This is a genomic window from Providencia sp. PROV269 (genome assembly GCF_028477785.1).
Classification (GTDB): domain Bacteria; phylum Pseudomonadota; class Gammaproteobacteria; order Enterobacterales; family Enterobacteriaceae; genus Providencia; species Providencia rettgeri.
The window spans coordinates 171,666-185,065 of sequence record NZ_JAMPLV010000003.1; the positions used below are offsets into that span (position 1 = coordinate 171,666).

The 13,400-nt window shown below is 44.3% G+C and carries 8 protein-coding genes; 7 read left to right on the forward strand and 1 reads right to left on the reverse strand.

The genetic code is table 11. From position 1 onward, the window contains the following. Nucleotides 1-97: 97 nt before the first annotated feature. From PR683_RS05235 to yegS, 7 genes are all read left to right on the forward strand, one after another. On the forward strand, nucleotides 98-1,342 hold the full coding sequence (locus tag PR683_RS05235; RefSeq protein WP_272581704.1) for an MdtA/MuxA family multidrug efflux RND transporter periplasmic adaptor subunit: 1,245 nt from the start codon (nucleotides 98-100) through the stop codon (nucleotides 1,340-1,342). Beyond that, nucleotides 1,342-4,464: an MdtB/MuxB family multidrug efflux RND transporter permease subunit gene (locus tag PR683_RS05240; protein WP_272581705.1), complete on the forward strand. Its 3,123-nt coding sequence runs from the start codon at nucleotides 1,342-1,344 to the stop codon at nucleotides 4,462-4,464. The genes PR683_RS05235 and PR683_RS05240 overlap by 1 nt, the downstream gene beginning before the upstream one ends. Then, nucleotides 4,464-7,565 (forward strand): multidrug efflux RND transporter permease subunit MdtC, encoded by a 3,102-nt coding sequence (gene mdtC / locus PR683_RS05245; protein WP_272581706.1) that lies wholly within the window; start codon nucleotides 4,464-4,466, stop codon nucleotides 7,563-7,565. The genes PR683_RS05240 and mdtC overlap by 1 nt, the downstream gene beginning before the upstream one ends. Continuing rightward, a complete protein-coding gene (gene baeS / locus PR683_RS05250) occupies nucleotides 7,555-8,943 on the forward strand; it encodes a two-component system sensor histidine kinase BaeS (protein ID WP_109912429.1) in 1,389 nt (462 codons plus the stop codon). Before mdtC ends, baeS begins: the two co-directional genes overlap by 11 nt. Then, entirely contained in the window at nucleotides 8,940-9,635 is a 696-nt protein-coding gene (gene baeR, locus PR683_RS05255; RefSeq protein ID WP_109912428.1) for a two-component system response regulator BaeR, read from the forward strand. The genes baeS and baeR overlap by 4 nt, the downstream gene beginning before the upstream one ends. A 128-nt stretch (nucleotides 9,636-9,763) precedes the next feature. Further along, nucleotides 9,764-11,149 (forward strand): prephenate-dependent tRNA uridine(34) hydroxylase TrhP, encoded by a 1,386-nt coding sequence (trhP, locus tag PR683_RS05260; RefSeq protein WP_109912427.1) that lies wholly within the window; start codon nucleotides 9,764-9,766, stop codon nucleotides 11,147-11,149. 462 nt (nucleotides 11,150-11,611) lie between these two features. Further along, a complete protein-coding gene (yegS, locus tag PR683_RS05265) occupies nucleotides 11,612-12,511 on the forward strand; it encodes a lipid kinase YegS (RefSeq protein WP_272571572.1) in 900 nt (299 codons plus the stop codon). A gap of 46 nt (nucleotides 12,512-12,557) precedes the next feature. Here the strand turns inward: yegS and thiD are convergent, their stop codons facing one another. Next, nucleotides 12,558-13,355 carry a bifunctional hydroxymethylpyrimidine kinase/phosphomethylpyrimidine kinase gene (gene thiD / locus PR683_RS05270; RefSeq protein WP_115167137.1) on the reverse strand — a complete coding sequence of 266 codons (798 nt, stop codon included), beginning with the start codon at nucleotides 13,353-13,355 and terminating at the stop codon, nucleotides 12,558-12,560. Between the last annotated feature and the right edge of the window lie 45 nt (nucleotides 13,356-13,400).

Sequence of the window (13,400 nt, forward strand, 5' to 3'; positions counted from 1 at the left end):
AACTACTAATATGTCTAACTGACTCTTTTTTGTTAGTTTTTTAGTATACAGCCTGACGGATCTCATCCACTTTTTTGAGTTAAGCGAATTACCCAAAATGAATAAACAAAAACAACGTAAACCTTTTATTCGCTCTGCCATTTTTATTGCCATTATTGTGGCAGTTGGCGCTTCTTGGTATTTTTATCATCAAGAAAAACAATCAGATACACAATCTACTGACGCCGTAGCAAAACCAAACTCACAGCGAAGTGCAATGGGCCGCCCACCACGTGTTTTAGCCCCTGTACAATTTGCCGTCGCAGAACAAAAAGTCGTTCCGCGCTTTTTATCGGGTTTAGGCACAGTCCAAGCCGCGAATGTTGTCACTGTAACCAGCCGTGTTGAAGGCCAGTTAATGCAGCTGTATTTTACCGAAGGGCAATACGTCAATAAGGGAGATTTATTGGCACAGATTGACCCTCGCCCATTTGAAGTTCAGCTATCACAAGCAGAGGGGCAATTGGCAAAAGACAAAGCAACATTAGCAAATGCACAATTAGATTTAGCTCGTTATCAAAAGCTTGCTGGTACTAAAGTGATTTCGCAACAAGAGTTAGATAACCAAAAAGCGGCGGTATTACAGGCGCAAGGCAGTATTAAAGTCGACCAAGCGGCTGTTGATAATGCCAAACTGCAATTAACCTACAGTAAAATTACTGCGCCTATCTCAGGACGCGTGGGTTTAAAACAAGTGGATGTTGGAAACTTTATCTCTTCCGGAACCTCAACTCCTCTTGTCGTCATCACGCAAACTCAACCTGCAGATGTCCTTTTTGCGTTACCTGAGGGCGATATTCCCGCGATCCAGCAGGCACAATCCTCTGGTGAGAAAGTATTGATTGAAGCTTGGGACAGAAACAATATCGCGCTAATCGCAAGTGGTGAGCTACTCAGTACTGATAACCAAATTGATGCTGCGACCGGCACGCTGAAAATAAAAGCGCGCTTTACCAATGAAGAAGAAAAACTTTTTCCTAATCAATTTGTTAACGTAAAAATGCAAGTTGAAACGCTGCAAAATGCCGTGGTGATCCCAACCGCTGCACTGCAAATGGGCAATGAAGGCCATTATGTTTGGATACTGAGTGATGATAATAAAGTCAGTAAACACAATGTAACCGTGGGTATGCAAGATAGCCAACAAGTGGTTATTGAAAGTGGGCTCGCGGCAAATACCAAAGTCATCACGGATGGTGTTGATAAACTCACCGATGGCACAACGGTCGAAGTTGTTACCCCTGAAGGCATCGCTAAAAAAGAGCCCCGCAAAGGTAAACCTAATAGCGCGGAGAAAGCGTAATGCGGCCTGAAATGTTAAAAGGCGGTGGGCCTTCTCGTTTATTTATTTTGCGCCCTGTAGCAACCACATTATTCATGGTGGCTATATTACTCGCAGGGATCATCGGTTATCGCTTCTTACCTGTTTCTGCCCTGCCTGAAGTCGATTACCCAACGATTCAAGTTGTTACCCTTTACCCAGGCGCCAGCCCTGATGTGATGACCTCGGCAGTGACAGCACCACTGGAAACCCAGTTCGGCCAAATGTCAGGGCTTAAACAGATGTCATCGCAAAGTTCAGGAGGGGCATCCGTTATCACGCTGATGTTCCAATTAACCTTGCCTCTAGAAGTTGCTGAACAAGAAGTTCAAGCAGCGATTAATTCTGCCAGTAGCTTACTACCTTCGGATTTACCCTATCCTCCAATTTATAATAAGGTAAACCCTGCTGATCCACCTGTACTCACCTTAGCGGTCACCTCTGATGCAATGCCGTTAACGCAAGTACAGGATATTATTGAAACGCGAATTGCCCAGAAGATATCCCAAGTAAATGGAGTGGGCTTAGTGACGTTAGCCGGCGGCCAACGTCCTGCTGTTCGTGTGAATATCAACCCACAAGCCATGGCTGCTAAAGGGCTAGATAGCGAAACAATTCGCCTTGCCATTAATAATGCGAACGTCAACTCCGCAAAAGGGAGTTTCGATGGCCCTACGCGCGCGGTAACGCTGTCTGCTAACGACCAAATGAAGTCACTTGACGACTATCGTCAACTTATTGTGGCCTTCCAAAATGGTGCGCCGGTACGTTTAGGTGATATTGCAACCATTGCACAAGGTGCTGAAAATGCCTATTTAGGTGCATGGGCGAATAATGAGCAAGCGATTGTGATCAATGTTCAGCGACAGCCCGGCGCTAACGTGATTGAAACCACAGATACCATTCGTACGCTATTGCCCGAATTGATTGAAAGCTTACCTAAATCGGTTAATGTCGAAATTTTAACCGATAGAACCAGTACCATTCGTGCATCCGTTAATGATGTCCAATTTGAATTAATGCTAGCCATCGCCCTCGTAGTGATGGTGATTTACTTGTTTTTACGCAATGGAATTGCCACCTTAATACCGGGTATTGCCGTACCGTTGTCACTTGTTGGCACCTTTGCAGTGATGTATTTCTGTGGTTTTTCTGTCAATAACCTCACCCTAATGGCTTTAACCATCGCCACCGGTTTTGTGGTCGATGATGCGATAGTGGTGATTGAAAATATTTCTCGCTACTTAGAGCAAGGCGATAAACCGCTGGTCGCCGCACTCAAAGGGGCTGGTGAAATCGGATTTACCATTATTTCCCTCACCTTTTCCTTGGTTGCAGTATTAATCCCACTGTTATTTATGGGGGATATTGTCGGCCGGTTATTCCGCGAGTTTGCCATTACCCTAGCCGTGGCTATTTTGATCTCTGCTGTCGTCTCATTGACGCTAACGCCAATGATGTGTGCGCGTTTATTAAAACCGGAGTCGCAGCATAAACATAACCGTTTTGAACTAGCGTGTGAGCGCTTCTTTGACCGTATGGTTGCTGGATACGCAATTTGGTTAAAACGTATTCTTAATCACCAATGGTTAACCCTTTCTGTGGCGCTAGGTACCATGGTGCTGACTGTTTTACTGTATCTGTGGATCCCAAAAGGTTTTTTCCCTTTGCAAGACAGTGGAATTATTCAGGGCTCAATTGAAAGCCGCCAATCTATTTCATTTGCAGCCATGGCGCAAAAGCAGCAAGAAGTCGCGTCAAAATTATTAGCAGATCCTGCAGTCGACAATGTCACCACCTATGTGGGTGTTGATGGCAGCAACCCGACATTAAACAATGCGCGTCTCCAAATTACATTAAAGCCTCTTGATGAGCGTGAAGACAGAGTGATGGCGATTATTGATCGTCTCCAGCAATCCGTTGATAACATTGCTGGAGTGAATCTCTATCTGCAACCCATGCAAGATCTCACCATCGATACGCAAGTAGCGCGCACACAGTATCAATTTACTTTACAGGCTGGTTCATTAGAAGAATTAACCACTTGGGTTCCACGCTTGTTAGATGCCCTAGAACAACAACCTGAACTCACCGATGTCAGTAGTGATTGGCAAAATAAAGGGTTAGTTGCCTATGTGAATGTTAATCGTGATACGGCAAGCCGTTTTGGTATCACGATGTCGGCTATTGATAACGCCTTATATAATGCGTTTGGGCAGCGAATGATTTCGACTATCTATACGCAGTCAAATCAATATCGTGTGATATTAGAACATGACACACAAACCCGTGATGGTATGGATGCGCTGAATGATATCCGTCTAAAAGGGACTGATGGTGCCATTGTACCACTGAGTACTTTAGTGAACATTCAAGAAGGTAATGGGCCATTAGCCATTAATCACCTAGACCAATTTCCCGCGGTGACTTTTTCGTTTAATGTAACGGATGGCGCTTCTCTAGAGTCAGCTGTCAATGCAGTGAAATTGGCCGAATCTCAAATTGCGATGCCAAAATCTATTACAACGCAATTCCAAGGAGCGACTTTAGCCTTTGAAGCGGCACTGAGCAGTACTATTTGGTTAATTGCAACTGCCATTGTGGCGATGTATATCGTATTGGGCATTTTATATGAGAGTTTTATCCACCCGATTACGATTTTATCTACCCTACCGACAGCCGGGGTTGGTGCATTACTTGCTTTAATGATGGCAGGGAAAGACCTTGATGTCATCGCGGTCATCGGCATCATCTTACTAATTGGCATTGTGAAAAAGAATGCCATTATGATGATTGACTTTGCCCTTGCCGCGGAGCGTGAACAGGGAATGTCCCCTTATGATGCCATCTATCAAGCTTGCTTGCTGCGTTTTCGCCCAATTCTAATGACCACCATGGCGGCCTTGCTGGGTGCCTTACCATTGATGCTGAGTACTGGTGTAGGTGCAGAATTACGTCAACCATTAGGGATTTGTATGGTTGGTGGCTTAATTATGAGCCAAATCCTCACTTTATTTACCACACCGGTTATTTACTTATTGTTCGACCGTCTTTCTCATTACTTTAAAGACCGTCGCCAAGCGAAGAAGGCACAGGTGTCATAATGAAGCGCTTTTTTGCTCTGTTTATTAGCCGACCGGTAGCAACGACGCTTATCAGCGTTGCGATTACTTTGTGTGGTGCCCTGAGCTTTCTGTTTTTACCCGTTTCTCCGTTGCCTCAAGTGGACTACCCTGTGATTAACGTGACAGCGTCACTTCCAGGGGCATCACCCGAAACTATGGCGTCCTCCGTTGCGACGCCACTTGAACGCTCTTTAGGCAGTATTGCTGGGATCAGTGAAATGACCTCAAGCAGTGCGCTTGGGCGAACCACCATTACACTAGAGTTCAATCTCGACAAAGACATTAATAACGCTGCACGCGAAGTTCAAGCCGCAATTAATGCCGCACAGAACCTGCTACCCAGCGGTATACCAAGCCGTCCACGTTATTACAAGTCAAACCCGTCTGATGCGCCAATTATGATTTTGACCATGACCTCAGACACCCTAAATACTGGCGAAATTTATGATATTGCTTCGACGCGTTTAGCCCAACGAATTGCCCAAATTGAAGGGGTTAGTGAAGTTTCTGTGGGGGGAGGCTCGCTCCCTGCCGTACGCGTTGAACTCAACCCAACCGCCCTATTTAACCAAGGGGTTTCCCTTGATGCCGTGCGCTCAGCCATCAGCAGTGCTAACGTTCGCCAACCGCAAGGCTATATCAATGATGACGAAAAACGTTATCAGGTACAGACCAATGATGAACTAAAAAAAGCCGCAGATTATCGACCCATTATTGTTCATTATAGCCAAGGTAATGCCGTTAAACTCAGCGATGTCGCCAATGTTAAAGATTCCATTGAAAACGTGCGTGCGGCAGGTATGGCAGACGGTAAACCGGCTATTTTGATTGTCATTCGTCGTGAAGCGGGTGCCAATATCATTGAAACGGTTAACCGTATTCGTGATGAATTACCCGAATTCAATGATATGATCCCCGCCGCCATTGAGTTAAAAGTAGCACAAGATAGGACACCGACCATCCGCGCGTCTTTAGCGGAAGTCGAGCGCGCCCTACTGATTGCCGTTGCCTTGGTGATCCTCGTTGTGTTGCTATTCTTACGTTCAGGTCGCGCTACTTTGATCCCTGCTGTTGCCGTCCCCGTCTCATTGATTGGAACTTTTACGGCCATGTATTTATGTGGCTTTAGTTTAAATAACTTGTCATTGATGGCACTAACGGTTGCGACTGGCTTTGTGGTCGATGATGCGATTGTGGTATTAGAAAATATCTCACGTCATATCGAAAATGGCACAAAACCGTTTATTGCCGCGGTTAAAGGCGTGCATGAAGTCGGCTTTACTGTCGTTTCCATGAGCATTTCTTTGGTGGCTGTTTTTATTCCCCTATTGCTAATGGATGGGCTAGTCGGGCGCTTATTTCGCGAATTTGCTATTACCCTTGCAACCGCTATCGGTATTTCATTGGTGATTTCGCTAACGCTCACCCCCATGATGTGTGCTTATTTACTGAAGAAACGTCCTCGCAACGTCAAAGCCAAACATCGTGGGTTTGGACGTGTGTTACTGCGTTTGCAAGAAAGCTATGGTGTCGCTTTAAATTGGGTGCTCGGACATCGCCGGAGTGTTCTCGCGGTGCTATTTGCCACAATCGGCTTAAATGTTTACCTGTATATCACCGTTCCGAAGACTTTCTTTCCTGAACAAGATACTGGCCGAGTGCTGGGCTTTGTGCGCGCAGACCAAAGCATTTCATTTCAGTCAATGAAAGAAAAAATGACCCGTTTTATGCAGCAAGTTAAAGCCGACCCAGCGACGGATAATGTCACCGGTTTTACTGGCGGTAGCCGAGTAAACAGCGGTTTTATGTATATCTCATTAAAACCACTGGGTGAACGTACTGAAAGTTCAGCTGAAGTCATTAATCGGTTACGCATGAAATTAGCCAATGAGCCTGGGGCTAACCTGTTTATGATGCCAGTACAAGATATTCGTGTGGGAGGTCGACAGGCCAATGCCAGTTACCAGTTTACCCTGCTTGCAGATGAACTTTCAGCATTGCGTGACTGGGAACCCGCTATTCGTAAAGCACTCGGTGAATTGCCACAGCTAACAGATGTGAACTCGGATAAGGAAGACAAAGGCGCGGAAATGGCGATCACCTACGATAGGGACTTAATGGCCCAGCTAGGTATCGATGTCCGTGAAGCTAACAGTCTGCTTAACAACGCATTTGGCCAACGCCAAGTTTCCACTATTTATGAGGCGATGAACCAATATAAAGTCGTGATGGAAGTTGCTCCTGAATATACGCAAGATGTCAGTGCTCTCGACAAAATGTTTGTCATCAACAAAGATGGAGACGCTATCCCACTGTCTTATTTTGCACGTTGGCAACCCGCAAATGCACCGCTAAGTGTGAATCACCAAGGGCTATCTGCTTCATCCACTATCGCGTTTAATGTTGCGGACGGCTATACCTTAAATGATGCCATTGTCGAAATTGAAAAAACCATGACTGCACTTGGCGTACCATCGACGGTAAGAGGCACTTTTGCAGGAACGGCACAAATATTCCAAGAAACCTTACAGTCACAATTGTTTTTAATTTTAGCCGCCATTGTGACCGTTTATTTGGTTCTGGGTATATTATATGAAAGTTATATTCACCCACTGACTATTTTATCAACTCTACCCTCTGCAGGTGTCGGGGCATTATTAGCTCTTGAATTATTTGATACGCCATTTAGTTTAATCGCCTTAATTGGCATCATGCTATTAATTGGGATCGTCAAGAAGAACGCGATTATTATGGTGGATTTTGCCATTCAAGCCCAGAGAACGGCGGGTTTAACCGCCCGAGAAGCCATCTTTCGTGCCAGTTTATTACGATTTCGCCCTATTTTGATGACAACACTCGCAGCTATTTTTGGTGCATTACCGTTAATGTTGGGTAGTGGTGATGGCGCAGAACTCCGTCAACCTCTCGGGATCACCATTGTCGGTGGCTTAATAATGAGCCAATTGCTAACGTTATTTACCACCCCTGTTGTGTATTTAAGTTTTGATAGCTTGAGACAACGTTGGCAGCGCAAGAAATCAGTAACGCAGCAAATTGCGGAGGATACCCATGAAGCTTAGGTTGAATAGCGTGAGTACTCGGCTTTTTCTGGCTATTTTTGCGACATGCTTGTTGTTAGTGCTGATTATGCACCAAGGCGTACGCATGAGTTTCCAGCACGGCTTTATTGATTATATTAAAGAAAATGATCAACAACGCGTTGAGCTGGTTTCTTCTGCCCTTGCCGAACAATATGAAGAAATGGGCAATTGGCGGTTTTTGATTGGTAATGATCGCATTTTCTTTCGCATTTTGCGTTCTGTAGAACATCAACAACATCGTGGCCCGATGCGCCAACGCTGGCGAACCTTTTTTTGGGTTTATGATACACAAGACCGACTCATTTTCGGGCAAGACACGCCCTTGCCGAGTAAAGTTCTTCGTGAACCTATTGTTACTAGCAATGGCGATACCGTCGGCTGGCTCGTTGCCAGTTATGAAACAGGAATTAGCAGCGCCCTTGACCGCCGTTTTGATACCAAGCAAATGTATACCAGTTGGATCATCGCTGGGCTATCTTTGTTTGTGGCTCTGATTGCCACATTGTTCCTTGCTCGTAGCTTTTTAAAACCAATTAAGCGGTTACTCGAGGGCACTAACCGGCTCGCCAATGGTGACTTTGCCACACGAGTTCCTGAATCTGGCCGCGATGAACTAGGGCAACTGGCTAAAGATTTTAACCATCTGGCCTCGACTCTCGAAAAAAACGAACAAATGCGTCGTGACTATATGGCGGATATTTCCCATGAACTCCGCACACCATTATCAGTTCTGCGAGGCGAATTAGAAGCAGTGCAAGATGGCGTCCGGCAAGCCACTCCCGAAACAATCAATTCTCTACTCAATGAAACCCAAACTTTAATTAAGTTAGTTAATGACCTCCACCAGCTCTCATTATCGGATAGAGGTTCATTGGTCTACCGTATGCAACTTACCGATATTATCCCTTTAATTGAAATGGCAATAGGCCAAGCCCGCTGGCGGTTAGAAGACCAACAACTTTCAGTTGAACGGAAATTTATTGCAGAAGGCTACGTGTTTGCAGACCCAGATCGCATCACCCAGTTGTTCTATAATTTAATGGAAAACAGCTTACGCTATACGGATCCACAAGGTAAAATTGCCATCCAAATCACACAAGACCAAGACCAGCTCTGTATAATTTGGCAAGATAGCGCTCCGGGGCTTACAGCTGAGCAATGCCAACATTTATTTGAGCGTTTTTATCGCGCTGAAGGCTCACGTAATCGCGCCAGTGGTGGTTCCGGTTTAGGACTGGCCATTTGCTATAATATTGTTGAGGCTCATCATGGTACAATTTCTGCAGCACCGTCATCATTAGGAGGTGTCAAAATTACCATCAATTTGCCGATTCAATTAAAAGATAAAGGGTTATGATCATGGCTGAACAGAGCAATACCCCTATTTTGGTTGTGGAGGATGAACCCAAACTAGGCCAACTGCTGTTTGATTACTTACAAGCTGCAAACTACCAACCTGCGTTAATTGCACGTGGCGACGAAGTCATTGAGTATGTGAAACAACACCAACCTGCGCTCATTTTATTAGATTTAATGTTACCGGGTCTGGACGGTATTTCAGTGTGTCGTGAACTGCGAAAATTCAGTGATGTTCCCATTATTATGGTGACGGCAAAAACTGAAGAGATTGATCGCTTATTAGGGTTAGAAATCGGCGCTGACGACTATATTTGTAAACCATTTAGCCCACGAGAAGTTGTGGCTCGTGTCAAAACGATTTTACGTCGTTGCCAACCAAACATAACGACCAACAATAACCAAACCAAACTTATTATCGATGAAAATGCCTTCCAAGTACGCTATGGCTCACAGTTACTTGAACTCACACCTGCTGAGTTTCGGTTGCTTAAATTTATGTCTGATAATGCAGGCATGGTATTTTCTCGCGACCAGTTACTGGATATCTTGTATGACGACCACCGCGTGGTAACAGACCGTACAATTGATAGCCACGTCAAAAATTTACGCCGTAAATTAGAGTCCCTCGATAACGAAAAAACTTTTATTCGGTCAATCTATGGCCTTGGCTACCGTTGGGATGAATGTTAAGTAACCAATAGACATACTATTCTTGTGGGATATTTGGTTTTTTTAGCAAATAGGAGTAAAATCCCCATCCCTTAAAAACACTCTCTCGTATGAGTGAGTGCTGACTTGACATCAGATAGAGAATAACCATGTTTACACCAGAGCTTTTATCCCCCGCCGGTTCGTTAAAAAATATGCGCTACGCTTTTGCGTATGGCGCAGACGCCGTTTATGCAGGCCAGCCTCGTTACAGCTTACGCGTACGAAATAACGAATTTAATCACGAAAACTTAGCCAAAGGCATTCAAGAAGCCCATGAGCTGGGTAAAAAGTTTTATGTGGTCGTGAATATTGCCCCTCACAATGCGAAATTAAAAACCTTTATTCGTGATTTAACCCCCGTCATTGAAATGGGACCAGATGCACTGATTATGTCTGATCCTGGCCTTATTATGATGGTTCGTGAAGCGTTTCCTGAGATGGATATTCATTTATCTGTGCAGGCCAATGCGGTTAACTGGGCATCGGTGAAGTTCTGGAAACAAATGGGCTTAACACGCGTGATCTTATCGCGCGAATTATCCCTCGACGAAATTGCTGAAATTCGCCAACAGGTACCGGAAATTGAGCTTGAAGTTTTTGTCCATGGTGCCCTTTGTATGGCCTACTCCGGCCGTTGTTTACTTTCCGGTTATATTAATAAGCGCGACCCTAATCAAGGGACTTGCACCAATGCTTGCCGCTGGGAATACAACGTACAAGAAGGTAAAGAAGACGATGTGGGTAACATTGTCCATATTCATGAGCCCATCCCAGTACAAAATGTGACACCAACCTTAGGTGCGGGTGCGCCAACAGATAAAGTCTTTATGATAGAAGAAGCCAAACGACCTGGCGAGTATATGACCGCCTTTGAAGATGAACATGGCACTTATATCATGAACTCAAAGGATTTACGCGCAATCGAGCACGTAGAAAATTTAACAAAAATGGGTGTTCACTCATTAAAAATTGAAGGCCGTACAAAATCGTTTTATTACTGCGCTCGAACAGCACAAGTCTATAGACGTGCAATTGACGATGCTGTCGCTGGAAAACCCTTTGACCCAACGTTACTCTCCACTTTAGAAGGATTAGCGCACCGTGGTTATACTGAAGGCTTCTTACGTCGCCACACCCACGATGCCTATCAAACCTATGAATATGGCTACTCTGTTTCTGAAACTCAGCAATTTGTGGGTGAATTTACCGGCAAACGTGTCAATGGTATGGCAGAGGTTGATGTAAAAAATAAATTTAGCGTTGGAGACAGCTTAGAGATGATGACACCTGCGGGTAATATCGTCTTTACCTTAGACGCCTTAACAAACCGCAAAGGTGAAACGATTGATGTTGCACCAGGCAACGGCCATGTGGTTTATCTGCCAATCCCTGAAGATGTTGATGTCAATTTTGGTTTGTTGATCCGTAACCTAGCAGGAACAACCACCCGAGCACCTCATCAAGCTCAGCCAGAAAAGCAAATTGCAGGCTAATCACCACTTAGTTATTTTTAAATAGCTTGTTCACTATAAGCCAAAACATCATCGTTTAATACTTTGATATTTTGGCTTTTTTTTACCTATAAAACGATATTATTTCACTTTATATGCTTTTTTCTTATATGATAATCATTCGCGTTATTGACATTTCCATTAAAAAATGCGCTGAATATCCAATTTTATGCAACAGATCACATCAATTGGTTATTCAATATCGTATAGTCACTCTCGAAAACGAAGAACTAGAAAGTCATAAAATAAGACTAGGAACCACCTCCTTGGCTGGCTCAATCTCCCTTGAGCTAGCCATTTCTTTTATCTGCTACTTTATTTCATTTCTCTTGTTAACTCTATTTCTGTAAAAAAACTAAAAAAAGCTCATCAATATTTTATTAATCCATTTATACTCATTTTAACGAATATTTGACATACGTTAAGCCAAATGGATGGGTATTTATGAATCAATATCAGTCAGCCATGGTTATTCTTAATGGTAAACAAGCAAATCACATTGAGCTGCGAAAAGCCATTACTCACCTGCGTAAAGAAGGCCATAAAATTCAAGTCCGTATTCCTTGGGAGCTGGATGATACGCATTATTTTATTTCTCAGGCGATAAAACACGGTGTTGATACCATTATTGCCGCCGGAGGTGATGGCACAGTGAATGTGGTTGCCAGCACCCTGATGAAGTTCCCTAGCGAGTCTCGTCCTGCTTTAGGGGTCCTTCCGATGGGTACAGCAAATGATTTTGCCACTAGCGCGAATATCCCAATGGATATTGAATCTGCCCTAGCACTCTCATTAAAAGGCAAAGCTGTGCCTATTGATATTGCGCAAGTCAATGAGCAATATTATTTCCTCAATATGGCCACTGGCGGCTTTGGGACACGTATTACCACCGAAACACCAGAAGCACTAAAGTCAGCATTAGGGGGAGCGGCTTACGTGATAAATGGCTTACTGCGTCCTGACACACTAAAAACGGACATTTGCCATATTGAAGGGGAAAATTTTAGTTGGGAGGGAGAAACGTTAGTCATTGCTGTCGGAAACGGCCGACAAGCAGGTGGAGGTCAGCAATTGACACCACAAGCACTCATTAATGACGGTGCATTAAATTTACTGATTATTCCTGCAAGGGATGTGATACCCGCATTTTTATCGAATTTATTTTCAGCTGATAAAAACGAACACTTAGTTGAAAAGCAATTATCGTGGGTAAAAATTTCATCTCCTCACGATATGATCTTAAACCTTGATGGTGAGCCATTATCGGGAGATACCTTTACGTTCTCAGTGCAGCCAAACGCCATTCAGTGCCGGTTACCTCCTCAATGCAACTTATTAACCTAAAACATAATATGAAAGCCCAAGTATTTGGGCTTTCAATCTTTTAAGGTTACCACCATGCATGGAAGTGATGCACAGGACCAATTCCCTTTCCAACCTCTAAGCTATCTGCTTGTTCTAACGCAGCTTGTAAATACGCTTTAGCCTGCGTAACCGCTTCTTGCCAATCAGCGCAACGAGGCCGCAACGCAGCCAAAGCTGCTGACAAAGTACACCCTGTACCATGGGTATTTTTAGTATTTATACGAACTGACGTAAAACGCCATTCACCTTCTGGTGTGATTAACCAATCTGGGCTTTCAGCATCACTTAGATGACCACCTTTCATCAATACCGCTTGGCAACCTTTCTCAAGCAATTTATACCCTTGAGTCAGCATTTGGCTTTCTGTTTGTGCGACTTTTTCGTCTAACAATACCGCGGCTTCGGGTAGATTTGGTGTAATAATAGAAACGAGGGGTAATAACTGTTGACGTAGCGCATCAACCGCATCTGGTAATAGCAACGGGTCGCCACTTTTAGCCACCATTACAGTGTCCAATACCACATACGGAATAGGATATTGTTTCAGTGCATTCGCCACAACTGCGACATTACTTTGGTTAAACAGCATACCGATTTTTGCGCTATCAATTCGCACATCACTGAGAACCGAGTCTAATTGTGCCGCTACAAATTCAGGGGGTAAGTCTTGAACAGATTGCACACCTCGGGTATTTTGAGCCACCAATGCTGTCATCACACTCGTACCATAAGCCTCTAATGCAGAGAACGTTTTTAAATCTGCCTGAATACCCGCCCCACCCGATGGGTCTGTTCCGGCTATGGTTAACGCATTGATCCTCATGTGTGATTCCCCTTTTCGTCGGCTAAAGCAATTGAATAGATTGAT

Coding starts and splice junctions, on each gene's coding strand:
- PR683_RS05235 (WP_272581704.1), top strand. CDS start 98: ATGAATAAACAAAAACAACGTAAACCTTTTATTCGCTCTGCCATTTTT.
- PR683_RS05240 (WP_272581705.1), top strand. CDS start 1,342: ATGCGGCCTGAAATGTTAAAAGGCGGTGGGCCTTCTCGTTTATTTATT.
- mdtC (WP_272581706.1), top strand. CDS start 4,464: ATGAAGCGCTTTTTTGCTCTGTTTATTAGCCGACCGGTAGCAACGACG.
- baeS (WP_109912429.1), top strand. CDS start 7,555: ATGAAGCTTAGGTTGAATAGCGTGAGTACTCGGCTTTTTCTGGCTATT.
- baeR (WP_109912428.1), top strand. CDS start 8,940: ATGATCATGGCTGAACAGAGCAATACCCCTATTTTGGTTGTGGAGGAT.
- trhP (WP_109912427.1), top strand. CDS start 9,764: ATGTTTACACCAGAGCTTTTATCCCCCGCCGGTTCGTTAAAAAATATG.
- yegS (WP_272571572.1), top strand. CDS start 11,612: ATGAATCAATATCAGTCAGCCATGGTTATTCTTAATGGTAAACAAGCA.
- thiD (WP_115167137.1), bottom strand. CDS start 13,355: ATGAGGATCAATGCGTTAACCATAGCCGGAACAGACCCATCGGGTGGG.